Here is a 24,464-nt window from a genome sequence, read left to right on the forward strand (position 1 = left end):
GGACGTCCTCCTGTTGGTGCGGCTCGAGGGCCCCGAACTCGGGCAGCAGCACATTCACCGCGGGCATCCCCACCGCGGCGATGAAGTCCAATGCCTCCGCGACCTCGATTCCCCCGCGACACGTGCCGCGGCGGCACGACAGGTAGAGCGAGCGCAATGCCTCGGGGATGTCGGCAGGCGCGAGCGCCTGGACCGAGGACCTGAAGGCCCTGAGAGCTTCCAGGTGCTCAGCTCCGGAACGCTCCAGCACGTCCACAGGGACTTGCAGTGGTGGGGGGTGGGCCCTCAGCTCCGCCAGCTCGGCCGCAACGCGGTCACCGTGGAGGTCGATGGCGTGCAGCAGGGCCTGCTTGTGCATGCTCGGCTCATTCAACACATGTTGTGCATGCGCGCGCGTCCAGACGAGGAGAAGGACGACGGAGAGGCCCCACAGATACGGCCGGCCCCTTGCTGCATCCAGTGTCGTTCGAGACGTACGCACGCGGCTCCCTTCATCGAATCCCAAGGCGGCAGTATACGGGAGCGTACCGGGCGGCGAGGCTGCGGCACAAAGGGCGCGCCCGACCGGGCTTTCCTCCCAACCGGGCTCTGGAGAGTCAGGAGAGGAAAGAATGACGTGGGCACAGGAAGGAGGACGGCACCTCGGTTGTGTTCTTGCTCGAGAGCCTGGACGAGCAGGAGTTCCTGCTCAAGGCACGGCCGAAGCTCTACTTCATCACGGACCACTACCGGGGCTGGCCGTGCTGGCACGCCTGTCGAAGCTGAAGGTAGCTGGCCAGCGCACAGAGGCTTCCGTGGCTCCTCGCCGCGCTCATGGCCGTGGGATGGCTCCTCGTCCCCCTGGTTCACGGCTCGGTGTGGCTGCACAGGGCTCGTAGCGAGAGCGCGCCAGTGGCGACGGCTCTCGCTCTCTACCTCGGGGCAACCTTTGCCGTCACTGAGTTGGGAAACTTCCCGGTCCCTGTGCTGGGGGCGGGCGCGGGACCGGTGTTCGACTGGTACTCCGCGCTCGCCATCCTCAGGTCGACAGAGGCCGGCTCGGGCACCTGAGCTCAGACCCCACGCCGGCTCTCCAGAAAGCGGATGCATCCTGGCGTACCTACGGGACTGTTTTTGAAAGGAACTCTTATTCCGGGATGGCTCCCAGTACCGGCGTCAAGTCCGGATCGGCCTTCTGCTGTGGATGCAGGCGAAAGGTGCTGGAGTATGTGACGGCCCCCGCCGGGGTGCGCTCGATATTGGAGCACCTGGGACTGCCCACGCAGGCGCTGAAGCGGGCCCCGGCCCGGGGAGCACCCCAGCAGGCGTGGTGCTGAAGCGAGGGCGGCCAGGGCAGGGGTGTGCCCCAAGAGGTTGTAGCGTCCCGTGTACCGGCGCGGCGCGCGGCCTTGCTGGCCCCGGCAGCGGCCCTTCTCGGCCCCTCCGCTCCAGCCCTCTCCCTCAACATGGCTTCTCTCCCGCCTATACGCCCGACACGGCCCGTGGACATGCTGCCGGTGGGAGTCCAGGTGCCCGACCACGGATCGTACAGCTCCGCCGAGTCGAGAGAGTCCGTGCCATCCTGTCCGCCCACCACCAGGACCTGGCCCGAGGGCAGCAGAGTCGCCGTGTGGCCCGAGCGTTGCGCACTCATGCTGCCGGTGGAAGACCACATCGCCCCGCTCAGCGGCCCCGGGCTCTGCGCCTGAGCTCCCTGCGGCGCGAGCAGGCAGCAGCCCAGCAGCACCGCCAGGAGTCCGCGTACCCACCCTTCGAACTCACTCCGCGAAGGCGCCGGGGAACAGGCGACGGAGCTCGCTGCGCCAGAACGCGACATCGTCCGGCGGGTGCGGTCCCCAATGGGCAGCGACGTGCACCCCGAGCGGCAGGAAGCAAATCGGTTGACCGACCTCGTCCGTGGCCGTCGAGACCCAAGTCTTCCCTTGTTGAGAAGTCAGGAAGGCAGGGAACGCCGTGACGAGGTCCTTCCCGAGCACGATGTCGATGATCGCGGACGTTCCGCCCTCTTCATTGAGCCTCTCCATCACCTCAGCCGGATCGAGAGCCAAGAAGCCGCGGCCCTGGGAATCAAACGAGACGATGTCCCCCACGACGCCCGCGAAGCACCACCGCCAGGGCGAAGGCGCATCGGATGAGCTCTGGACGTAGAACTGCGCCAAAGCCGGGGCGAGGACCTGGCGTCGAAAGAGCTCCTGGAACACCGCCGCGAAGTTCCGGGTCGGAGAGAGCGTGTAGAGCGGCGCGAAGCCGTACACGTCAAAGTCGAATGCATGCGTGCCGCCGCCGGTCACCTCCATACTCAGGCGGAGAGACCTGTCCTCCGCGGGCTTCGCGCCTCGCCTCGCCACTGCCGCATCGTCGATCGCCGTGGAGAGCGTCTTCACGACCATGTCGCGCGAAGAGATCGTCACGACGGTGGCCTCCTCGTCTGGAGTGAAGACCCGAAAGCGTGAGAGCGCACGGCGGATGTCCTGGAGATGGGGCGTGCTCATGACGTAGGCATTCTAGGGAGGTATTGCCGTCACCGGGTGAGCGCGAGCCACAGTGCTCCCAGTAGCGCGTCCGCGAACAGCACCCCGAGAAGCTTTCGTCCCCAGGGTCCACGCCAAGGTTCAGGAGCCGGCGGAAGTGAGACAGGCTCTGGCGAGAGCGTTCCGGTGGTCGTCGCGCCCGCCGGTCCTTCCTTCCGGGCCGGCTCGGTCGTGAGCAGCGCGGCGACGAGCGCTCCGGCCCGCGACGCGTCGAAGCCCGTGCGGGCGACGAGCGGTGCCAGCAACTGGCGCAGGGCTCAAGCGGGGAGGGAGGCGGGCCCACAGAAGGAGAGCCTCTGCTTGGCAGCGACGGAGGAGGAGCCGAGGAAGCAGAGGACGGCGCGGGTGGAGTGGGCCGGGCTGCTGCGCAGGACGGAAAGCACTGGACGGGCTTCGCCTGTCTGCAGTGTGGAGGCAGGCGAAAGGAGCTGGCGTAGGTGACGGCCCCCGCCGGGGTGCGCTCGAGAGTGGAGCACCTGGGACTGCCCACGCAGGCGCTGAAGCGGGCCCCGGCCCGGGGAGCACCCCAGCAGGCGTGGTGCTGAAGCGAGGGTGGCCAGGGCAGGGGTGTGCCCCAAGGGGTTGTACCGTCCCGTGTACCGGCGCGGCGCGCGGCCTTGTTGGCCCCGGCAGCGGCCCTTCTCGGCCCCTCCTCTCCTGCCCTCACCCTCAACATGGCTTCTCTCCCGCCTATACGCGGGGGAGATCGCCGGGCAGACGGCGCCCACGTTGGCCGGGCCACCTTCTCCACCCCGGGGGCTGCCAGCGCTCAAGCTCTTCCAGCACATCCTCGCGCCGGAGATTCCCTATTACCTTGGGTGGCTCAACTACTGGTCTGCCGCTGCCGCACGGACCATCGGCTTTCCGGACCCCAACCGAGATGCGGAGTTGCTCTCTCTCTCACGGAGTACCGCGACGGGCGGGTGGGTCGTGCAACTCACCGATGCGCCGCTCGACCTGGACAACCCCTCGCATCTGGACGCGCTCAAACGGGCCTACGAGCGTTTCCCGGAGATCGGCGGGCGCGCCCCTTGAGGCTCGGCACGGCCCGCCGTGGCCATGCTCAGAGCGCCGCCTTCTGGCTTACCGGGAACGTGTCTCCGGCGCCTCAAGCGGCGATGGCCTCGGTGATGCTGAGCGCCGTGGGGGTGGAGTGGGTGCGCGACAGATGGAGCCCCGCCTCGGCCAGGAGCCGCGAGCCCGGCGTTGGCGATCCGCGAGCCGGCCAGGACGTGGGAATGATCGAAGAGCACCCCCTGGAGCGTGGGGGTGGATTGGAGCACCTCGATGAGGAACCCCCCCATGTCCGCCGCCCACATCCACCACGCGCTGAAAGGGGCTGAAGTCATAGCTCCGCGCGATGGGCCCATTCGGGGACCCCGCTCCAGGTGGTCCGCGACCCCCAGTTCGGTGGCCGCGGCGAGCGCGCCCGAGAGGATGAATCCAAAGGTGTCCATTGACGTGTCATTTGACGCGTCAGCCCTGCTCCAGGGGCCCTGGACGAGCGCCCGATGACAGGAATTCCGCGCGCCTGGACGAGTGGGCCGCTATGGTTCGGAACGTGCATTCCCAGGCGGCGCTCCTTCATCCCGGAGAAGAGGTTCCAAGCAATGTTCGCCAGATTTCGCAACCCCCCATCAAGAGGTTTGACCCTCATTGAAATTGCCATGCTCCTTGCCATCGCTGCCGTTGTCATCGGGGGGATGATGACACTTTATCTCTCGACCTCCAATCAGCGCAAACTCACAGACACCGAAGCCCTTACGGTGTCCGCTGTCCAAAGAATCTCTGACCTCTACGAAGGGAAGAGTATGAGAGGTTTTGACAATCGAACGGCCGTGGCTTTGGGTGCGCTACCTTCAAGCTATGAAGCTGCTGATGGTAGTGGTTACAACCTGCCCATAGCGAATGCCAAGATGACTTTTGGTTCGACAAATTTCAGCCCTGGCCCCGATTTGGGCATCATCCACGTAGGTCCTCTTTCTTCCGAGGCCTGCATAGCACTTGGAAAGCTGAACCTTGGCGACGTTGTGAAGTATGTCATCGTGAACAAAGATGCGGACTTCACAGGAACAGATAAGGCAGCTTTAGCCACACAGTCCATCAAGGATATCAATGGCGATATTTCAATCTCCGTTATCTCCAGCGCTTGCGCGGACGGCTCTTCTTATGTTCACTATTATTTGACGGACTAGAAGTATATCCCGCTCTGTTCCACACCGTTCCCCTGCGTGCAGCCCCCGGAACGTGGACGTGCTCGCACGGAGGCACCCTTCGGGCTGCACTCGGCCGACGCCGACAGCACCTATGGCTCCTCCAACGTGTCCAGGCCGTCGAGGAAGGCGCGGATGCGGGGCGAGCCGCGCAGCCGGGTGCTGTACATCGCCCACAGCGCCGTCGGCGGCGACTCCCACTCTGGGAGCACCCGCCGCAGGAGGCCGCTCTCGCAGTCCGCGGCGACAAGCCACGAGGGGAGCATTGCGATGCCCGCACCTCCACGGGCGAGGTCGCGGAGCAGCAAGGGGGTGGTGGTGCGCAGGGGACCGCGCACCTCCACAGCGCGCTCCTCGGCGCCGCGCACGAGAACCCACCGGAGAGGCACGCTGCTCCCGGGAGCCACGACGAGGCAGTCGTGGCGGACGAGGTCACTCGGGTCGCGCGGGATGCCGCGCTCCCGCAGGTAAGCCGGCGAGGCCATGACGAGCCGGCGGAAGCGGAAGAGCGGCTGAGCCACGAGGGTGGTGCTGTCCGGCGGGGGAGCTCCGCCACGGATAGCGAGGTCGACGCCGTCGCTGACGAGATCGATGAGGCGGTCTTCGATGCGGAGGTCGATCAAGAGCCGGGGATGCCGCCGCAACAGGGTGGGCAGGCGCGGCACGAGCAGCGTACTCGCCATGGTCACGGATGCGCTCATCACCAGCGCCCCGTGGACCTCAGCCCCCTCGCGCACCGAGGCCCTGGCGTCATCCACCTCGCGCAGGATGCCGACCGCGCGCTCGTACCATCGCCGCCCGGCGTCCGTGACCGAGAGCCGGCGCGAGGAGCGGAGGAGGAGCGTGGCCCCGAGGTCCTGTTCGAGCGCGCTGATCTGCCGGCTCACCGCGGCGAGCGAGATGCGCTGCTCCCGCGCTGCCGCGGAGAGGCTGCCGGACTCCACCCCGCGCACGAACGTCGCCATCTGCGAGAGCAGATCCATCGCTTTCGCCACTCTGGGGGATCCTCTCGCGCCACGCAAGGATGCCTTGCGCCGCCGCAGCCTACCGAGGCGCCGTGCGGAGGCGCAGAGTCTGGGTGCAACTTCTCCCCAACACCGAGGTAATCCCATGAAGATTGATAACGCCGTCGCCCTCGTTACCGGCGCCAACCGAGGCATCGGTTGCGCCCTCGTCCTCGCCCCGCGACGCCGGCGCAAAGCGCGTCTATGCGGCGGCCCGCCGCCCCGAGCAGGTCGACACGGCGGGCGGGGCGGTCGTCCCGCTGGCGCTCGACGTGACGGATCCCAGCTCCATCGCCCGCGTCGCCGAGGAGGTGCAGGACGTCACCCTCCTCGTCAACAACGCGGGCGCCAAAGCCTCGTTGAGCGCGCTGACGAGCCCGCTCTCGCGCATCCAGGAGGACTTCGCCACCAACGTCTTCGGGACGCTCGCCTTCACGCGGGCGCTCCTGCCGGTGTTGGAGAGCGTCGGCGGCGGGGCCATCGTCAACGTGCTGGCGGTGGTCTCGCTGGCCAGCATGCCGGCCGTCGGGGGGTACTCCACCTCCAAGGCGGCCGCCATGTCGCTGACGCAGGCGCTGCGCGGCGAGCTCGCGTCACGGGGGGTCCGGGTGCACGCCGTCTTCCCTGGGCCTGTCGACACAGAGATGGCGAAGGACATCCAGCTCCCCAAGACCTCGCCCGAGGCCGTCGCGCGAGCCATCCTCGAGGGCGTCGCGCGCGGCGACGAGGACATCCTCCCCGATCTCACGTCGCGCGAGGTGTTCGCCGCGTGGGCGCGCGATCCCGAGAGCGTGGAGCGCCAGCTCGCGGCCATTTGACTTTGTGAACCCGTTTGCGCTGGCGACCCGCCTCGACGAAATCGCCCCTCACCGCTCGCGCGCAGTGCTAGCCGCGCGGGTGGGGCAAGTTGTAACTGATCGCCGTGCCCCGTCTGAGAAAAGGAGAGGGAGCGGCCTGCCGAGCTGACTGAGTCAGCAGTGACGAGTGGCAACTCCCGACTGAGTTAGCAGTGGTGCGCAGGTCCCAAGTCCAGGCTGTTGATGGTCCTCAGGGAGCCAGTGAACCTATGTCGAGGCGCCTCGCCACCGGCTCGGGTTGCGATGCGCTCCACCTGTACTGAGAGCCATGATGCCCATCGAACCTTCTTGTGTGAGTACGAGTCAGCTCGGGGAAGATCGGGCACCACGCGTCCTGGTGGACCGCGCAGTCGCCCGAGAGAGAGGACCAGTAGACTGTCGCGCGCTCTCTCTCGATGCCGGTTCGGAGGAGGCTTGTCTCTTCGCCGCCGTGCGCGGCCCGAACTCAAAGTCGCCGTCCTCGGGCGACGTCGAGGTGTGCCCGCGGGCCGCGTGTCGGTAGTGGCGTGGCGCGCTGCCCGTCACGCGCTTGAACGCGTTGCTGAAGGCACTTTCGGAGGTATATCCGAGCGAGGCCGCTATCTGGCTGATGGTGACCGGGTCTTCGCGCAGGGCCCGCTGGGCGAGCCGCATGCGCCACTTGGTGAGGTACGAGAGTGGCGCCACGCCAGCGACCGACTTGAAGTGCGTGGCGAAGCTGGTGCGAGACATGGCGGAGGCCTTGGCCAACTCGCCGATCGTCCACTTACGCCCCGGATCGCCGTGCATGAGCCGGAGGGCAGGAGCGATTCGCTCGTCGCGGATGGCTCGGAGCCAGCCCGATGGCAGTTGGCCGGCGCCTTCCATGTGGGCACGCAGCGCCTGAACGAACAGGAGCTGCGTGAGCAGCTCCGAGGCGATGGCCCTCCCTGGACGCATGCCCCTGCGCTCCTCGAGGATCTGCTTGAGGAGCCATTGGAGCAGCGCCGCTTCGGGCGAGGCGCCGCGCACGTGTACCAGCTCGGGGAGTACCTCCGACAGGAGCGAACCGCTCGACGGGTGGGGCGACACAACCCCCGAGAGCACCACGCACTCGGGCTCCTCGCCATCTCCGAGCTGTGCAAAGCCTTCTCTCACGCGCCGTGCGTCTTTCGGCGGGATGGAGAGGCTGCTGGCGAGCACGAACCCTTGCCGCCCCGGCAAAAAGACGACATCGCCCTCCTCGAGCCGGACGCAGCGCTTCTGGCCGTCGAGCTGCAGCAAACAGGTGCCCCGCGCGACGGCCGCGAGCTTGAGCTTCCCGATCGACGGGAAGCGGAGCGCCCAGTCCCCTCGCGCGGAGAAGCCGCCGGACACCACCGAGCTCGCCTCCGTCAGCCGCAGGATGTCGGCGAACGGATCACTCGCGCCGTCGGGCGTGATCGGCACGGAGCGCTCGGGATCGCTCGTCGACCGCTGTAGCTCGCAGTCGCCCCGGACCGCAGGCCCATGCGGCGCCGGGGTCGTGGCAGTCCGTCGGATCGTCGTGGCGGGTGCGCGAAACGGGCCATCTACGCTTCGAGGTCGCATCAGCTCTTGAAGTAGCTCCCCCGCTCGAGATCTTCCAGCAAAGACGCATGCGTCGGACGCCAGCCCAGACGCTCTCGAGTCAGTCGGCTCGACACCCGACCGTTCATGCTGGCGAACATCGCGTACAGGCCGAAGTGCTCCGCCGCCGCCTCCGGAGACTTGGAGAGCAGAGGGACGCCGAGGCGCTTCGCGATGACGTCAGCGATCTCTCGGTAGGTGACGTCGTCCTCGGCCACCCCGTGGTAGCGGGCGCCCGCTGTACCCTTTTCGAGCGCTAGCCGATACAGCGTGGCGATGTCGCGGACGTGCACGGCGGGCCAGTGGTTGTCGCCCTGGCCCACGTAGGCCGAGACGCCCTTTTCGCGCGCGAGCCCGATCAGCGACGGAAGGACGTGCAGGCCGCGGTCGCCCTCGCCGTGGACGATCGAGACGCGCACCACCGAGGCGCGCACGCCTCGCTCCGCCAGGGCGGTCGCCGCCTCCTCGGTGGCGATGCGGGGAATCGTGGCGGAGCTGAACAAGGTCGCGTCGTCCTCGGTGGCAACGCAACCGGGCTGGATGGCGGCGGTGCCGGAGGTAATGACCAGAGGCCGGTCCGAGCCAGCGAGCAGGGCCCCGAAGGTCTCGACGGCTCGCCGGTCCGCTTCGGAGGCGGCCACGAAGCTCGAGAAGTCGGGCTGGAAGCCGGCGTGAATCACGCCGTCGGCGAGTGCGGCGCCGCTCTGCAGGCTGCTTGGATCGTCGAGATCCCCTCGATGCACCTTCGCGCCCGCTGCGGTCAACGCCTTTGCCGCCGCCTCGGACCGTGCGAGGCCGAGCACCTCGTGCCCGGCCCTCGTGAGCTCGGGGATGAGGGCGGAGCCAATGAACCCCGTACCGCCGGTAACAAATACTCGCATAGCGCTCTCCTTTGGCGGCGGCGTTGGAGGCCGACGCTCGTTGGCCACAGGAATAACGTCGGCCTCACGAACGCGGAATGCGCCAAAGGCCAAAAGACTTGCGCGTTCGTTCAACTCAGGAATCATCGACCAACATGTGCCTGGAAATGGCCGGGCAATCGTGTCCCCCAGTCGCGCCGCGCCTCGCTCTCTTGGGTTGATGCATCCATGCTGCTGCGAACTCATCGACCAGCGCGCGGTGCCCAGCGTGGGCGCCTACCTGGGCGAGGTGTTGGTTCGTCACCTGGGTGGCCAGTGGATCCCTCGCAAGAAGCTGGAGGAGGCCCAGGTGATCGTTTTCACTCCCAGGCGCAGCGCATCCGCGGATGCTTCCCGGAGGCTTGGTTTCGCCAGCGCGCCGCCCGGGAATTTTCCGCATCATTTTTCTCCTCGCTGTCTCTCTCGGCAGGAGGGGGAAAATCACATTGGATTCTTGCAGGCGTGGTGCTGAACCTGGCGCAGCCGCAGTCAATACGCCCCAACTCCCTGCCTCTCTCCTCAGCGAGGGCGGCCAGGGCAGGGGTGTGCCCCAAGAGGTTGTAGCGTCCCGTGTACCGGCGCGGCGCTCGGCCTTGCTGGCCCCGGCAGCGGCCCTTCTCGGCCCCTCCTCTCTTTCCCTCACCCTCCACATGGCTTCTCTCCCGCCTATACGCTCGATCTCGCGGACGAAGGCGTAACTGAACCCGGCCGCGATGGCCGCGGCGGCCTCCCGGCCGAGCTCTTGTTCCAGGAGGTAGCCCACCGCGCAGATGCGTCCCCGCGAGTCGATGAAGGTGGGGCGGCGCGCATCGGGATGGTCGTCGTTCCGGGGAAACTCGCCCCTGCGGAGCAAGAGAGGAGGCTGGCCAGCAGGAGAATGGCGGAGACAGCCATGTGTCGTGACAGGGTCATGGGAGCAGTACCCTCCAGGAGTGCATCCAGACCGGCCCGAGCCATGGACGGGCCGTTGCACCACACTGAGGGATTGCCCGGAGCCGAGCCGCACGAGGGGCTCTTCCTCCATCATGATTCCCTCATGACCCGAGATGGGAGACCCAGGCTGGATCGAGTGGAGCCTCGCCTGCAGATCCACAGAACCGTCCGGCTGTCAATTCAACAAAGAGCTTATGCACCGCTCACTCGCTGTGTTGCTACAAGCAAATCCAACAAGCAGTCCTCCAACGCGTGAAAGCTCACCATCAACATGGCTTCTATTCCGCCTATACTCCTGACATAGCCGTCAATGATGAGTGTTTGCCGGCAATGCATCGCTAAAATTCGACATAGTCCGATTTGTTGTTGCGGTCCCCAACCCCACCTCGAGGAGAGTTCCCATGCCTGCTCCGTCGTATCCGTCCAGCGCTTTCGACTCCGTCTACGGGCCGTCGAGCCCACTCATCAGCGTCAAGTCCGTGCTCTTCAACGATATCGAGCACTTCTCCGTCCGCGTGCCGGTCAACCCGGAACCATCCGAACCGGGTAGGAGTGTGGAACTCGATGCGTACTGCGCCATGCCCAAAGGGGCCGGCCCCTTCCCCGTGGTCATCCTGCCGTCACCGCTGGCGCCGATGGGGTGGCGCTCATACTGGATGGGCCTGACCTATCCGCCGGGCCCGATGCCCGGGGTGGAGCAGCCGGAGACGATGAGTGCCGAGGTGCCCATCATCGAGGACGGCGCCGGACTGCTGCCCGTGCTGGCGCGGGCCGGGTACATCGCGTTCGCCTACAGCGAGCGGGGACTGGCCAACTCCTCCGGGCTGATCGACGTGGCCGGGCCGCAGGATCAGAGGGACGGCAGCGCGGTGATCGACTTTGTCCTCTCCAATCTACCCGCAGCTGATCCGTCCCGGATCGCGTTCGCCGGCGCCTCCTACGGCGCGGGACAGAGCCTGCTGATCGCCGCCCAAGACCCTCGGGTCAAGGCCGTCGTCGCGATGAGCGCCTGGGCGGACCTGGCAGCAGGGTTGTTCGAGAACGACACCCGGCACATGCAGGCGTTCCTCGCGCTGCGGGCGCTGTTCGAGCGGGAACAGTTTCCGCCGAAGCCCGGCGAGCCCACGTTGCCGCACCCGACATACCTGAATCCGGAGACGGCGCGGATCTTCGAGCGCTACATGTCCGACGACTATCGGGCCCACATGCCCGAACTGCTGGAGTTCGCGGCCCAACGGTCCCCGCTCGCACCCGGCATCTTCGAACGTCTCAACCGGCCGGACCTCGCGATCCTGATCTGCACCTACTGGCACGAGACACTGTTCTCCAACAACGCGGTGGTCGAGTTCTTCAACAAGCTCAGCGCTCCGATGAAGCGACTGCTCGTGCAGGTCGGCGACCACGGCGCGGGCGAGGTGACCGGGCTGGCCGGATTGGGCAGCCGCCCCACCAACGCGATGCGGTGGTGGCTCGACTACCACCTCAAGGGCTCCGGCGAACTCGACGACAACACCGTGGTGGTCGAGCCGATGTACCACCCGCTCCGGGAAGCCGACAAGTTCCCGGACTGGGAGGCGTTCGTGCGCTCCCCCATGCGGTTCCACCTGCGGAAGCCCGGCCGGGAACCGGGCAGCATGGCCTGGGAGCCGGACACCAAGCCCTGGGAGTACGCCTTCACCGCCGGGGTCAACACGGCAGCGGAAGTGGCTGCGGCGTTGCTCAAGACGGGCCAGCGGGAGCGTCTGGCCCTCCCGATGCGGTACCAGACTGCCGACATCTCGTCGGAGCACGCGGTGTACTGGCGCAGCAACCTGTTCCCCCAGCGCCAGCGGATCAGTGGTGAGGTGCGGCTGCACCTGACCGTCAAGCCCGCCAACAAGTCGGTGACGCTGGTGGCGTATCTGTTCGACGTGAATGACGGCAAGGATGACCGGATCGTCACCAGCGCCGCCTACACCATCCACAACGAGCGGGCCGACCAGCCGACCGCGGTGGACTTCGGGTTCCAGCTGACCGACTACGTCCTGCCGCCGGGTCACAGCCTGATGCTGGTCGTGGACACCAGGGACAAGTTCCTGGCCGACGAGTCCATGGCCGGTACCGTGACGGTGATCCAGCCGGCCGACGGATCATCCTGTATCGACATCCCGATGGGGGACTACTAGGCGCTGTGGAGGCAGGCGAAAGGAGCTGGCGTAGGTGACGGCCCCCGCTGGGGTGCGCTCGATATTGGAGCACCTGGGACTTCCCACCCAGGCGCTGAAGCGGGCCCCGGCCCGGGGAGCACCCCAGCAGGCGTGGTGCTGAAGCGAGGGAGGCCAGGGCAGGGGTGTGCCCCAAGGGGTTGTACCGTCCCGTGTACCGGCGAGGCGCGCGGCCTTGCTGGCCCCGGCAGCGGCCCTTCTCCGCTCCTCCGCTCCAGCCCTCACCCTCTACATGGCTTCTCTCCCGCCTTCTATACGCGCGGGGTGGAAGAGGGGGCTCCAGGGTCAGGAGGGCGGTGGGCCGTGCCGGTGGAGAAAGGGTGCACCCCCTGGGGCCCACGTCGGCCCAGGTGGCCCAGGGGGAGGCTGCTGGGCCGTGGGCGTCTTCGGCCGCGTGACGGCTCGAGTCTCAACACCACATCTGGGCAGGTCCCCCACGTCTTCAGGGGGACCGAAGGGCTCGCCGGAAACCACTGGGCGTGACTCCAAAATGCTGACGGAACGTGGTGGCGAAGTGGCTCGGACTCGAGAAGCCCACGTCGAGCGAGATCTCCGTGACGCTCTCCTGGGACATGGCGAGCCTGCGCCGGGCCTCCTCCAGCCTCGCGCGGATGATGTACTGCCAGGGCGTCAGGCCAAATGCTTCGCGGAAGGCGGGCAGGAGTTCGTGAATGGTCATACCCGCCAGGAGCGCGAGTTCCTCCAACGACTGCTCCTGGTCGAGCGTGCCATGAATGCGCTCGCGCAGCCGGGCCTGCTGCATCCCGGAGAGTGTCCGGCGCCTCCGCCTCCTCGCGGGCCCACCTCGCACGGGCCCATAGACATCCATGAGGTGGAGCTTCAACCCATCGGTGACCGTATGCAGCAGCATACGCGCGAGGTCGTCCTCGCGGCCCAATAAGGAGGCGGCCCGCGATACGGCCTCCTTCAGGAACGGGTCGCGATGCGACACCCGGGCTGGGAGCTCGGCATCCGCGAGCAGTGACGTTGGGAGGACAATCTCCACGAAGCTCACGGTCGTCCCATGGGCCAGCGCCGCGTAGCGGCAGCCCGCGGGAATCATCCAGATGTCACCTGCTTTGGGCAGCACCCGTGCCGAGGGCCCGCTCGAGAACTCACACTCCATCGAGCGCAGCCGACCCTCAAGGTGGATGACAATACGATGGCGCTCCTCGTGGAAGCACCAATCCGTCGGTGACCGGACATCCTCGGTGGCGAAGGTCAGGTCGAGGCCGCTCGACGAGGCCGTGCGCCGCTGAACCATCACCCGCTCCGAGAGCGCCCGCGTTCCGTTCCAGATCATGCGCACTGCCTCCGTGCGGGGCGGCAGTTTAGGGCCGGAGGCGGGGAAATCGAAAGTGACGCGGAGATTTCGAAGGCGGCCAGAGGCGCTCCCTTCTAGATCGCAGGTGCACGGCCCCCGGAGCGCCTGCTCGAGGAGCGACATGAGACACGCCGCCCCGTTCACGATGTTGATGACGACCCGGCTGGAATCGCTGTTCATCCCGGGTCAGGGCCTCGCCGCAGATCCGGTCAAGTGCGGTGGAAACCGCGACGCCGATACCGGGACCTACAAGGGCCGGGCGAGCCGGGAGATGACGTCGGCCTTTTCCCCCGAGAGGTTGTAAGGATTCGTCTGAATGAAATCCCCCTTTTCCAAGGACGGTCGTTCATGAGTTTGAAGGTGGATGTAATTCCCGCGACCAACGATCTGATCTTGACCCGGGATCAGACCCTCGCTGAGGTCGTCAAGGCCATCATTCCCAAGGCAGAAGAAGCCGCGAAGGTCGACGTCTACTTCCTCGCCGACACGACGGGCAGCATGAACACGGCGATCGCGGCCGTCAAAACGGGCATCTCGGCCATCCTCGCTGCGGTCGCCAATCTGGGCGCCGACGTGCAGTTCGGCGTGGGCAACTACAAGGATTTCCCCGCCCCGGTGGCCAGCGAGCACCCATACGCCTTTCAGCATCAGCGGAGCATCACCGCCAACAGCAAGGACATCACGGACGCGATCAACACCTGGCAGACGACTGCCGGCCGGGACACGCCGGAGGCACAGTTCTACGCGCTGGATCAGGTCGCCGAGCCGCCCGGCGGCAAGGTGGGCTGGCGCGAGGAGGCTCAGCGCCTCGTCGTGTGGTTCGGCGACGCCGCGGGTCATGATCCCGTGTGCAAGGCCATCTCCGGGTTGAGCTATGACATCACCGAGAAGTCGGTGACCGACAAGCTGCTGGCGCAGAAGATCGTCGTCTTGGCGCTCAGCATGGACACGAACTACCGCGCCCCGGCCGGACTGGACGACGATCCCAAGACGACGTCGACAGGATACAAGTCCAAGTGCGGCGAGCCCGCCGGCACGAGCGGCCAGGGCACTCGGATCGCCAACGCCACCGGTGGCAAGCTCATCCAGGGGGTCAGCGCACAGGGGGTCGTGGAGACGATCACCGCTCAGTTGCGCGCGCGGATCACCCAGATCGACAACGTGCGCCTGGTACCGGCGGGTGACACGGCCCGCTTCGTACGGTCGATGACTCCCGCCCAGGGACACGGCCCCCTGTCCCGCGACCAGCGCCATGAAGTGGCCTTCGATGTCGCGTGGGTTGGCGTCGTGGCCTCGACCCCTCAGCCCCAGGTCTTCAAGGGCTCGCTCGATGTCGTCGCCGACGGACGAGTCGTCGGCGGCAAGCCCGTCACGATCACCGTTCCCGCGTCGGTCAAGGTCTCCGACGAGTTGCCCCCCATTGAACCAGAGGAGGATGTCCCCGTGAACCGCCCTGATGATGTCTCCGGCCAGTGGATGCTGATCCACCAGGTGACCGGCACCTATTTCGAGTGCGACAATTACTCGCCCAACGTCAACGATGCCGTCCAGGTCTGGCACGAGGATCCGCCCCGGACCACGCCACTGCTCCGGGGCCACCTCTGGAACCTCATCAAACAGGCCGACGGGACCTACCGCATCCGCACGGACGAAAAGAACCCCGGACTCGCCCGGGAACTCTACCTGGAGGCGTCGCCCAACACGGCGACCAAGGCCGGAGATGACTTCCCGCGCATGAAGGACAAGGCCGACACCGACCTCCAGTCCTGGCGGCTGGTGCCCGTGAGCGGCGATGCGGAGACCTACGCCATCGTCCCCGCCCGCTTCCCTGAGTACGCGCTCGGCATCTACCAGAACTTCTGCGTCACGGATAAGTTCGTGACCGCGACCCGCACCTGGGGTCGGCCCACGTTCCACCACTACTGGCGACTGAGCAAGCCGCCCGCGGTCGCTCTGCCCAAGCCGTGAGCCCCGTCCCCCCGAGGCGACGGGGGCTCCGAACATCTGCGGCGGCATGGGGGCCCGGAGCTGGCGTGGGCCGCCCCAGGTGCTCCAGATGGGCGCGTCCCCCCTCAGGGGGACGTCACGTCCGCCACACGCCGTCACAGCGCCAATGCCAGCGGCGCACCGGGGTTGGACTTTCGCTTCGCGATGAACCTGGCGCCGGTTCTTGAGCGCGCTATCTCGCGCTGCAGGTCGCGTCAACAGCCGCCGCCTTGAGCAGCGCGATCTCGGCCGGCGCGAGCGTCACCGTGCAGTGGTACGCGCGCCCCTCGTACTCGACGGCGAGCTCGGCCGCGCCGTTCGCGAACGAGACGAGCTGCAGGCGATACGGCTTGAGGAGCCTGGCGAGCGGCGTGCGAATCTGCCCTTCGAAGCCCTGGAGGCCGTGCAGGCGCAGCTCGATGGCATCGTCGTCACTCGCGGGCAGCTTGTCGTCGGGGGGAACGCGATCGATGATCAAGCCGTCGCCAGGGGCGTACTCGTACAGACCCTTCCCCGCGATGGCCCGCAGTCCCGTCGACGGATCCGTGAGCACCGTCTCGACGCCGCGCGCGGTGAGTGCGCTCGCGTGCTTGTACGTGGATGCCGCCGGAGGTGGAGGCGGCGCGGGCGGGCGCTTCGGCTTGGGACCGGCCAGTGATGTGCCTGCGAGGCAGGTGAGGCAGACGACAGCGAGCGCAGCACGACGAAACATGAGACACCTTTCCGCGAGCGAAGAGGGACGGCGGTTTTGCTCGACAGTGGGGCGCCTGACGCGGGCCGCGCGCCATTATTCAGGCGTTCGTGGCCGCGCGCCCCGTCCACCGGATGCGCGCCACCCGCTGGCTGGAGGCGCCGAGGAGGGCCGCGGACGGGGGCGGCCCGAGCCGTGCGCCAGCAGAGGGCGCGTGCGTCCCTCGGAAGCCCAGCGATGTCTAGCGCAGCGCTGCCTCTCTCCTCAAGCGAGGGAGGCCAGGGCAGGGGTGTGCCCCAAGGGGTTGTACCGTCCCGTGTACCGGCGCGGCGCGCGGCCTTGCTGGCCCCGGCAGCGGCCCTTCTCGGCCCCTCCGCTCCTGCCCTCACCTTCTACATGCGCACCTGGCCGTCCTTGCCCACCACGTACTTGTGGAAGTTCCACTTGGGCTCGCCGTGCTTGCGCGCGAGGAACTCGTAGATGGGGGACTGGCCCGCGCCCTTGGTCTTCACCTTCTCGAGCATGGGGAAGGTGACCTTGTAGCGGAGCTCGCAGACCTTGTACTCGGAGAGGTTCACGGCCTGGCCATTGAGGCGCTTGGACTGCAAGTCATGGAAGGACATCGCACGCTAATCGAGGAAGCGGCGCTCCCAGCGGCGCAGGTCCTCGGCAGTGAAGTCGGGCGAGGCGCCGCGCGTCTCATTATAGAGCCAGGGCTCCAGGACGCGTGCCAGCTCCCGGTAGGCGGGGAGCGTACGGCCCTGTTCAGTGTCCCCAGCGTCTGGCCAGGGGCCGAGCGTGACGACGGCGCGCTCCCCCTCCATCTCCTGGACGGTGGTGCCCGGTGAGGACAGGCGCGAGCGCAGGCCCGCCGCGCCGCCCAGCTCGCCCAGCACGGGCTGCCCCAGGAAGGTGAGCCAGGAGGGACCGCGTACTCGGGTGCCGAGGTGCCAGGAGTGCCAGCTCGGCTCAGGGATGTCCATGCCGGGATAGCGGAAGCACAGCTCTCGGATTTTCTCCAGGATGCCGATCCGGGTCCTCTGACCCTTGAAGGCGAGGCCCGCCTGTCCGAAGCAGAAGGGCAGGGGGGCGGCCAGTTGCAGCGCCAACTCGCGCACATGGTTTGGACCGTGCTCCTCCAGGTATTCGGTGGGAAGCCAGAAGCTCACCATGCATGACGCATTCGGCTCGTTGTTCAAGTCGGGGGCGCCGAGCGGTTTGCCGAGATAGTCGAACCCGTACTGGCTCTCGCGGTTGGAGTCATTATCGTACAACTGGATGCCGGGCCATTCGTCCTCGAGCATCTCACGCCGGATATGCTTCCACCCGGTGTCATCGAGCAACTGACTGTATCCGTCGTGATCCACGTAGGTGCCGAGCGCCCCTGGCCCTACCTCATTCAGGTAGGTTTCCAACGAGTGAAGCACCCCCCGCACTATCTCCTGGTGGGGGTGGCGGATGTAGAAGCAGAGGTTCAGGCTGTCGCGGAGGACGCTATAGTCGGCCGGCCCGTAGACGCGAATGCGTGGATGATGCTCGCTCATGGCGTGACTCCCACCCAGGGGAGGATTGCCTGGGGTTCAACCCCCAGGGCTTCCCGATACACATCGTTTTGCCGGCGGCCCGTATGCGGCCCTTTGGCGTATAGGCACCAGGGGTTTGTATCAGCGTTCACGCAGGGGAATTTGAAGTCATACACAGCCTGAGGCAGGAGCGGATCTCCCGGGTGGATGACGATGTCTGGCTTGATCGTACCGCTCAGCTCGCTGTAGCAGCCCTCCTCCAACAGAGCCTGCTCCTTCTCGGGGCTGATCAGCTCGCGCTGCCCGTTCTCCTTGTTGTAGCGGTAGCGTGGCTCCAGGCTGAAACCGCCCGGACGTAATGCGCCCAATTCCAGCCCGGCACACTCGAACGCGACCTGGTGCATCTTCTCGCCGAAGAACATGGCTCGCGTCCTGACCCTGCCCTCGAACGTCTTCACCTCGCGGCATTCAGCAAGGGTGGGACTCCTGCCGTCCATGTATTGGAGGAGCACCTTCTCGCGTGCCTTGTTGGCGCATTCCGAGAGCTTCTGCTCGATGGATTTCTTGTGAAACTCATTCAGCGCTATCGCGACCGCGGTGGCCGAGGCGCCGAACTCGGCCAGATGTTGCGCGGCCTGCGGTACGACGATTTCCTCTCCGGCCACGCGAGCGCACAGGGCCGGTTGGGTCCTACAGGCGCTCGATGCCGAGTCGAAGGACTGAGCGTAGTGGCTCGGGGTTCCGTAGCCCACCACTCCAGCATGGCAGGACGTGAGGAGCACACTGGTGAGCAATACTCCAGTCAATGGCTGGAACGCAGGTCTGGTTCTGCCCTTGAGGCGTTGCCATCCGTTGGTGTCGAGCTTGGAGGGGGGGCGGCGCTTGTGGATGAGCGACTCGGTCTTGGTCTTCTTGAAGGGCATGGCGGAGTGGCGCCGATGCTATAGGGGGCTTGCCGTGGCGGGACAAGAAACGGGGTGATTCCAGCCAGGGGCGACTCACGCGTGGGCCGGATGGGAGCTCCGGGGTGGCACGGGAGGCCGCGAGGTCCGCCGTGCGCGGCGCGCCAGGGTGAGGCCAAACCACAGTCCATAGCACGCCACGAGGCATACGGCTGCGGCGGTCAGGGCCATCGGCTCCCTCAAGCGGGGAGGGAGGCGGGCCCACAGAAGGCGCGCAGGTGCCCACACGCTTCGTCTGGGGCGGAGCGTGCGTTTCGGTGCTAGGTCTTGCCGCCATGTCCGGCGACTCACCCGTCCCCATCCCCGGCGACTTGCCCATCCTGCACTTCCCCCCCGAGCTCCCCATCTCGAGCCGGGTGGAGGACATCACCGCGGCCATCGCCGCCCATCAGGTCGTCATCGTCGCGGGGGCCACCGGCTCGGGGAAGACGACGCAGCTGCCGAAAGTCCTGCTCGCCATGGGGCGCGGCCGCCCGCGCCAGATTGGCGTCACCCAGCCCCGGCGTATCGCCGCGACGAGCGTGGCGGCGCGCGTGGCACGCGAGCTCGGCACGGAGCTGGGCACGGACGTCGGCTACCAGATTCGTTTCGAGGACCGCTCGTCCCGGCGCACGGCCGTGAAGTTCATGACCGACGGCGTCCTGCTCGCGCAGATTCACGGCGACCCGCTCCTGAGACGCTACGACACGATCGTGCTCGACGAGGCCCACGAGCGCAGCCTCACCATCGACTTCCTGCTCGGGTGGCTCAAGCGCATCCTCCCCAGGCGCCCCGACCTCAAGGTGGTGGTGAGCTCGGCCACCATCGAGACCGAGCGCTTCTCGCAGTTCTTCGGGGGCGCTCCGGTCATCCAGGTGGAGGGCCGTACCTTCCCGGTGGACGTGCTCTACGAGCCTCCCCCCGAGGACGCCGAGCTCGCCGACTCCGTCGCCGATGCGGTGGCCGACGTGCTCTCGCTCGACCCGGACGGGGACGTCCTCGTGTTCCTCCCCGGCGAGCGGGAAATCCGCGAGACCGAGAATGCCCTGAACGCGCGCGAGCTCCGCGGCACGGTGGTGCAGCCCCTGTACGCGCGCCTGTCGGCCGCCGAGCAGGCGCGCGTCTTCGCCACCATCCCCGAGCGCCGGGTCATCCTCTCCACCAACGTGGCCGAGACGTCGGTCACCCTCCCGGGCATTGTGTACGTCGTGGACACGGGGGTGGCGCGCCTGTCGCGCTACGAGCCACGCTCGGGCACCACCCGCCTGCACATCGAGCCAGTCTCCCAGGCCAGCGCCGACCAGCGCAAAGGGCGCTGCGGCCGCGTGCGCGAGGGGGTCTGCGTGCGCCTCTACGACGAGGCGGGCTTCACCACGCGGCCCGCCTTCACCGACCCGGAAATCAAGCGCACCGGGCTCGCGGGGGTCATCCTGCGGATGAAGTCCCTCGGCCTCGGTGACGTCGAGGACTTCCCCTTCCTCGACCCGCCCCAGCCGAAGTCCATCGCCGAGGGCTGGCGGGTGCTCGAGGAGCTCGGGGCCATCGAGGGCAAGGAGCGCACCCTGACGCCGCTCGGGCACCAGCTCGCGCGCTTCCCGGTGGACCCGCGCATCGCGCGGATGATTCTCGCCGGCGCCGAGTACGGGTGCCTGGACGAGGTGCTCATCGTCGCCGCGGCGCTCAACCTGCAGGACCCGCGCGAGCGGCCACGGGAGCTCGCGCAGAAGGCGGACGAGCTGCACCGGCGCTTCCGAGACGAGCACTCGGACTTCACGGGCCTGCTCAAGCTGTGGGCGTTCGTGCGCGAGGCCGAGGGCCGGGGGACGTCCCACCTGCGGCGCGTGTGCCGGGACAACTTCCTGTCCTTCCTGCGGGTGCGCGAGTGGCGGGACGTCCAGCGCCAGCTCGAGGAGACGGTCCGCGAGCTGCGCCTGCCGCGCAAGGGCCAGGGCGCCCCGGCGCGCGGGGACGCCCTGCACCAGGCGCTGCTCACCGGGCTCCTGTCACGCATCGGCCAGTGGAATCCGGAGCAGCGCCACTACACGGGCGCGAAGCAGACGCGCTTCATGGTTCACCCCTCGTCGGCGCTCGCGAAGAAGCCCCCTGCCTGGGTGATGGCGTTCGAGCTCGTGGAGACGTCCCAGCTGTTCGCGCGCACCGTGGCGAAGCTCGACCCGGAGTGGCTCGCGGCGGCGGCCCCCCACCTGCTCAAGCGCAGCCACTCCGAACCGCACTGGTCGGAGAAGTCCGCGCGCGCCGTGGTGAAGGAGAGCGCGACCCTCTTCGGGCTGCAGGTCTTCAAGGAGCGCCCCGTGGCCCTGGCCAGCATGGACAACGAGCGGGCACGGCTGATGTTCCTCGAGCATGCCCTGGTGCGCGGCGAGTACCGCACGCGGGGGGCGTTCCAGGAGAAGAACCGCCAGGTGCTCGAGCGCGTGGCACGCCTGCGGGACAAGGCCCGGCGCAGCGAGCTGCTCGACAGCGAGGCGCTGCTGACGTTCTTCGACCAGCGCGTCCCGGCGGACGTGACGGACGGGGCGAGCTTCGAGGCCTGGCGCCGCAAGGCCGAGGCGGCCAACCCCGACGTGCTCGTCCTCTCGATGGAGGATGCCCTCGCGCACGACCCGGGCCTGTCCCCGGCGCACTACCCGGACGCCATTACCCTGCACGGCGCGTCCGTGCCGGTGACGTACACCTTCGACCCCGCGGCCGAGGACGACGGCATCACCCTGAGCGTGCCGCTGCTGCTGCTCGCCCAGCTGGTCCCGGGAGAATTCGACTGGACCATCCCCGGGTGGCAGCGGGAGAAGCTCACCACCCTGCTCGAGCAGGTCCCCCGCGCCCAGCGCAAGCAGCTGGGGCCGGTGCCGGACCTGGTCGACCGTCTCGAGAAGGAGCTGGTGCCCTTCCGCGGGCCGATGATTCCAGCGCTCGCGCGTGCGGTGTCCCGGCTGTGCGGCGTGGACCTGCCCGAGGAGTCGCTCCGGGCGGACGCCGTGGCGCCGTACCTGCGCATCACGCTCCGGGTGCTCGACGAGCGGGGAAAGGAGCTCGCGCGGAGCCGCGACGCCGACGCGCTGCTCGAGCAACACGGGGGACGTGCCCGGGCGGCGCTGCGCAGCGCGGCACCGGCCTCGGACTGGGAGCGCAAGGGGCTGACGGCCTGGACCTTCGGAGAGCTGCCCCCCGTGGTCACCCGGCGGGTCGGTGGGCTCGAGCTCCGCAGCTACCCCGCGCTCGTCGACCAGGGTGCTGCCGTGGACCTGGTGCTGCTCGAGACCTCCTCCGCCGCCGACGCGATGACGCGCACGGGGGTCCGCCGGCTCCTGATGCTCGCCGCGCGTGGACACGTGGCCGTCAGCGCCGCGCGCATGCCGCCGCCCTTCCCGTCCCTGGACGGTGCGCCGCCCGCGCGGGGCCAGGCCGACGCCTTCCGGGCGCTCGTCCTCGCACGCAGCGTCGACGATGCGTTCAAGCTCGCACCGGGCGCGCCGCTGCCCCGCACGAAGGCGGCCTTCGAGGCGCTCGTCCGTGAGGGCTCGCCGCGCATCGAGCGTGAGGCCCGGGACTGGGCGGAGACCGTCATGGCCACCTCCTCGACGCTCGCCGCGACGCTCGCCGCACTCAAGGCCGCATCACGGGGGCCGAGCGGCGCGGCGGCCGTGCGGGACATCCGCTCGCAGCTCGGGCACCTGTTCCCCGCGAACCTCATCGAGTGGATTCCCTTGCTGCACCTGATGAACTACCCGCGCTACCTGCGCGCGGCCCAGGCACGGCTGGCGCGTGCGGTGGCGAACCCCGGCAAGGACGCAGCGAAGGCCGAGCCCTTCACCCCCCTGTGGGAGACGTTCCTCGCCAGGCGCGCCACCGTGCGTGACCAGGAGGCGGCGCGGGAGCTGCGGTGGATCTTCGAGGAGCTCCGCGTGGCCATCTTCGCCCCGGAGGTGACGACGCCCGTGTCGGTGACGGTGGCGAAGGTCGGCGCGGCCCTCGCGGCGCTGCGCTAGAAGCGAGCGGCTGCGCGGCCGAGACGAGCGCATCGGCATCTGAGGGCACATGCGGAAACGAGGGCAAAGAAAAAGCCCAGCAACCCGGTGAGATTGCTGGGCTTCTGAATGTGGAGGCGGCGGGAATCGAACCCGCGCCGGGCGGTGCGAAACTCCCTGCAGAATCGCGCCCTTACCTCGCAACCGCCCGGAATGCTTGGGAGTCGATATCCCGCCGCGTCCCCTGATGTCCCATCCTGTTCCGGCCCATTCCGCACGCTCCTGCGACATACGTGCAACACGGCGGGGGCTGCCTACCTCGCGCCGGAGGGTTATCCCGTGCCGTGTGGCTCGCTGCCGCTCCCATGACCGTCCTGAACGGTAGCTCGCCCCTCGCTGCCGGGTTCTCGTGCCAGGACTGCTGCGGGGCTAAAGGCCACAGGGACTCAACCGGGTCGATGCCGGGGCGCCATTCGAGGCGTCAGCCGCCTGGATACCCGGCCTCTCTCCAGTTTTGGGCAAGCGGTGCCTGATCCGGAACTGTCCGTAAGAGCGAGCTGGTGCTAGCTGCCATTTCCGCCGTGCACTCCACGACCAACCCCCTGAGAGTTGCTAGACGCAGCTACAACCGCTACACCGCTCCCCTAGAGGTTGAGCCATGGAAGAGCGAAGCGATTTTGTGGAATGTTCAACCATCCAGCCTAGATTTTGCGGCAACCCATCTGCCACGGGGAAGCGAGACAATGACGACAGTTGCTGACACCTCCAAGACCTACACTCTTTTCTATTCTTGGCAGTCAGACATGCCCGACAATCAAGGCAGAAATTTAATCAAGAGCGCCCTACGTGATGCAGCAAGCGCTATTGAAGCGAAGCTTCCGGGTGTGCAACTAATTCTCGACGAAGCAACACGTGGCGAAGCTGGGAGTCCTGATATACCGAGCACTATATTTCGCAAGATAGAATCCGCAGACGTCATCATTTCCGACATCTCCATCATAAATAGCAGCACGACAACCGGTCGCAAGACACCGAACCCGAACGTGCTAGTCGAACTCGGTTATGCAGCAGCTCTTCATGGATGGGCGCGAATTATCATGGTTGCCAATAAGGAGCTTGGAAACATAGACGACCTTCCTTTCGACATCAGGCAAAAAAGAATCACCCCATTCAAATGCCCGCTCCCGACCGGAGACGCGAAGAAGAATAAAGACTCCGTATCAAGTGCCCTAGGTGCACTAACTAAAGACCTAACTCTCGCCATTGAAGCGATTGTAAAGACCTCTCCAAATCGCCCGGTCGCCGTTGTGACTGACGCAACCTCACTCAAGAGGCAGCGCGACATTCGAACTCTAAATGATCTACTTCTACATCTGAATCCGGACGTCTTCGACAGTATCTGGGAGGACGCACCCCATCGAATTGATTTTACTGTGGTCCATTTTTGGGAAGGCTTCAATGCCCTCTGGGAGGCATCATCGACTTATTTGTACGATGAAACGGCCAGAAACCTGATGATGCAGGTGCACCAATACTGGGGCGATGTCCTATCTCACGGGACTCAATACCAGCGTGGACCCGGAGAATTTTACATTTGGAACTTGCCTAATGACATTTTTCATTCCCCAACCCACGAAGAGGACTACAATAAAGCGTACAATAAAGCGAAAGAAGAAATGCGGTAACCGTTCACCGGCTCAGACAGGAAGAGAAGCCTGAGTGCTGGTGGTGAATGGGAGGAGGGAAGGCAATGGCAGCCCGCGGCGATGTGCGTAGAGGAGGTCAGTGAGGTACTCCAACACATTG

21 protein-coding genes and 2 pseudogenes are annotated in these 24,464 nt (G+C 66.9%); 11 read left to right on the forward strand and 12 right to left on the reverse strand.

Annotated features, from left to right (window positions below):
* Window positions 1-358, reverse strand: a 358-nt coding sequence (locus tag DAT35_RS56970; RefSeq protein ID WP_199243323.1) for a hypothetical protein, incomplete at its 3' end; no start/stop codon positions are given.
* A 778-nt stretch (window positions 359-1,136) separates the two neighbouring features.
* On the opposite strand from DAT35_RS56970, the gene DAT35_RS56980 reads away from it, so the two are divergent.
* Complete coding sequence (locus DAT35_RS56980) at window positions 1,137-1,316, forward strand: hypothetical protein (RefSeq protein WP_233262312.1); 180 nt, start codon at window positions 1,137-1,139, stop codon at window positions 1,314-1,316.
* A gap of 164 nt (window positions 1,317-1,480) precedes the next feature.
* Here DAT35_RS56980 and DAT35_RS62645 read toward each other — a convergent pair.
* The 3 genes and pseudogenes from DAT35_RS62645 to DAT35_RS58670 all read right to left on the reverse strand — a co-directional run.
* A pseudogene (locus DAT35_RS62645) lies at window positions 1,481-1,816 on the reverse strand (kelch repeat-containing protein); the annotation flags it as partial.
* Complete coding sequence (locus DAT35_RS56990) at window positions 1,758-2,492, reverse strand: hypothetical protein (protein ID WP_108077862.1); 735 nt, start codon at window positions 2,490-2,492, stop codon at window positions 1,758-1,760. The pseudogene DAT35_RS62645 and the gene DAT35_RS56990, both read right to left, overlap by 59 nt.
* 29 nt (window positions 2,493-2,521) lie before the next feature.
* Complete coding sequence (locus DAT35_RS58670; protein ID WP_146210330.1) at window positions 2,522-2,776, reverse strand: hypothetical protein; 255 nt, start codon at window positions 2,774-2,776, stop codon at window positions 2,522-2,524.
* 192 nt (window positions 2,777-2,968) lie between these two features.
* On the opposite strand from DAT35_RS58670, the gene DAT35_RS61705 reads away from it, so the two are divergent.
* The 3 genes and pseudogenes from DAT35_RS61705 to DAT35_RS58675 all read left to right on the forward strand — a co-directional run bounded on the left by DAT35_RS61705 (window position 2,969) and on the right by DAT35_RS58675 (window position 4,726).
* Entirely contained in the window at window positions 2,969-3,076 is a 108-nt protein-coding gene (locus tag DAT35_RS61705) for an ATP-dependent helicase HrpA (RefSeq protein ID WP_233262313.1), read from the forward strand.
* Window positions 3,077-3,137: 61 nt separating this feature from the next.
* A pseudogene (locus DAT35_RS57000) lies at window positions 3,138-3,566 on the forward strand (DUF5953 family protein); the annotation flags it as partial.
* Window positions 3,567-4,141: 575 nt separating this feature from the next.
* Window positions 4,142-4,726, forward strand: coding sequence for a type II secretion system protein (locus DAT35_RS58675; RefSeq protein WP_146210331.1), 585 nt, complete (start codon window positions 4,142-4,144; stop codon window positions 4,724-4,726).
* 110 nt (window positions 4,727-4,836) lie between these two features.
* On the opposite strand, the gene DAT35_RS57010 is transcribed toward DAT35_RS58675, so the two are convergent.
* Entirely contained in the window at window positions 4,837-5,739 is a 903-nt protein-coding gene (locus DAT35_RS57010) for a LysR family transcriptional regulator (RefSeq protein WP_158502440.1), read from the reverse strand.
* A 122-nt stretch (window positions 5,740-5,861) separates the two neighbouring features.
* Here DAT35_RS57010 and DAT35_RS57015 point away from each other — a divergent pair, with 122 nt between their 5' ends.
* A complete protein-coding gene (locus tag DAT35_RS57015; protein ID WP_199243324.1) occupies window positions 5,862-6,566 on the forward strand; it encodes an SDR family NAD(P)-dependent oxidoreductase in 705 nt (234 codons plus the stop codon).
* A 342-nt stretch (window positions 6,567-6,908) separates the two neighbouring features.
* On the opposite strand, the gene DAT35_RS57020 is transcribed toward DAT35_RS57015, so the two are convergent.
* Both DAT35_RS57020 and DAT35_RS57025 read right to left on the reverse strand, forming a co-directional pair.
* Window positions 6,909-8,012: an AraC family transcriptional regulator gene (locus DAT35_RS57020; protein ID WP_233262314.1), complete on the reverse strand. Its 1,104-nt coding sequence runs from the start codon at window positions 8,010-8,012 to the stop codon at window positions 6,909-6,911.
* A 140-nt stretch (window positions 8,013-8,152) separates the two neighbouring features.
* Window positions 8,153-9,052 carry an SDR family oxidoreductase gene (locus tag DAT35_RS57025; protein ID WP_108077865.1) on the reverse strand — a complete coding sequence of 300 codons (900 nt, stop codon included), beginning with the start codon at window positions 9,050-9,052 and terminating at the stop codon, window positions 8,153-8,155.
* A 1,352-nt stretch (window positions 9,053-10,404) separates the two neighbouring features.
* Between DAT35_RS57025 and DAT35_RS57035 the strand changes: the two genes are divergently transcribed.
* Both DAT35_RS57035 and DAT35_RS57040 read left to right on the forward strand, forming a co-directional pair.
* Window positions 10,405-12,168, forward strand: coding sequence for a CocE/NonD family hydrolase (locus DAT35_RS57035; protein ID WP_108077867.1), 1,764 nt, complete (start codon window positions 10,405-10,407; stop codon window positions 12,166-12,168).
* A 34-nt stretch (window positions 12,169-12,202) separates the two neighbouring features.
* Window positions 12,203-12,310, forward strand: a complete 108-nt coding sequence (locus DAT35_RS57040) for an ATP-dependent helicase HrpA (protein WP_108077868.1) — start codon at window positions 12,203-12,205, stop codon at window positions 12,308-12,310.
* A 339-nt stretch (window positions 12,311-12,649) separates the two neighbouring features.
* On the opposite strand, the gene DAT35_RS57045 is transcribed toward DAT35_RS57040, so the two are convergent.
* Window positions 12,650-13,510: an AraC family transcriptional regulator gene (locus DAT35_RS57045; protein ID WP_158502442.1), complete on the reverse strand. Its 861-nt coding sequence runs from the start codon at window positions 13,508-13,510 to the stop codon at window positions 12,650-12,652.
* A 142-nt stretch (window positions 13,511-13,652) separates the two neighbouring features.
* Between DAT35_RS57045 and DAT35_RS59720 the strand changes: the two genes are divergently transcribed.
* Entirely contained in the window at window positions 13,653-13,835 is a 183-nt protein-coding gene (locus tag DAT35_RS59720; protein ID WP_158502444.1) for a hypothetical protein, read from the forward strand.
* A gap of 44 nt (window positions 13,836-13,879) precedes the next feature.
* Entirely contained in the window at window positions 13,880-15,499 is a 1,620-nt protein-coding gene (locus DAT35_RS57050) for a hypothetical protein (RefSeq protein WP_108077870.1), read from the forward strand.
* Between the two features lie 211 nt (window positions 15,500-15,710).
* Here the strand turns inward: DAT35_RS57050 and DAT35_RS57055 are convergent, their stop codons facing one another.
* From DAT35_RS57055 to DAT35_RS57070, 4 genes are all read right to left on the reverse strand, one after another.
* Window positions 15,711-16,229 carry a hypothetical protein gene (locus DAT35_RS57055; protein ID WP_108077871.1) on the reverse strand — a complete coding sequence of 173 codons (519 nt, stop codon included), beginning with the start codon at window positions 16,227-16,229 and terminating at the stop codon, window positions 15,711-15,713.
* Window positions 16,230-16,600: 371 nt separating this feature from the next.
* Window positions 16,601-16,831, reverse strand: a complete 231-nt coding sequence (locus tag DAT35_RS57060) for a hypothetical protein (protein WP_108077872.1) — start codon at window positions 16,829-16,831, stop codon at window positions 16,601-16,603.
* 6 nt (window positions 16,832-16,837) lie between these two features.
* The gene (locus DAT35_RS57065) at window positions 16,838-17,752 is read right to left on the reverse strand and encodes a DUF3396 domain-containing protein (protein ID WP_108077873.1); all 915 of its coding nucleotides are present in this window, start codon (window positions 17,750-17,752) and stop codon (window positions 16,838-16,840) included.
* A complete protein-coding gene (locus DAT35_RS57070; RefSeq protein ID WP_108077874.1) occupies window positions 17,749-18,396 on the reverse strand; it encodes a hypothetical protein in 648 nt (215 codons plus the stop codon). Before DAT35_RS57070 ends, DAT35_RS57065 begins: the two co-directional genes overlap by 4 nt.
* A 572-nt stretch (window positions 18,397-18,968) precedes the next feature.
* Between DAT35_RS57070 and hrpA the strand changes: the two genes are divergently transcribed.
* A complete protein-coding gene (hrpA, locus tag DAT35_RS57075; RefSeq protein ID WP_108077875.1) occupies window positions 18,969-22,679 on the forward strand; it encodes an ATP-dependent RNA helicase HrpA in 3,711 nt (1,236 codons plus the stop codon).
* A gap of 539 nt (window positions 22,680-23,218) precedes the next feature.
* Window positions 23,219-24,343 carry a hypothetical protein gene (locus DAT35_RS58680; protein WP_158502446.1) on the forward strand — a complete coding sequence of 375 codons (1,125 nt, stop codon included), beginning with the start codon at window positions 23,219-23,221 and terminating at the stop codon, window positions 24,341-24,343.
* Window positions 24,344-24,464: the final 121 nt, after the last annotated feature.

This window comes from Vitiosangium sp. GDMCC 1.1324 (genome assembly GCF_003044305.1).
Lineage (GTDB): Bacteria > Myxococcota > Myxococcia > Myxococcales > Myxococcaceae > Archangium.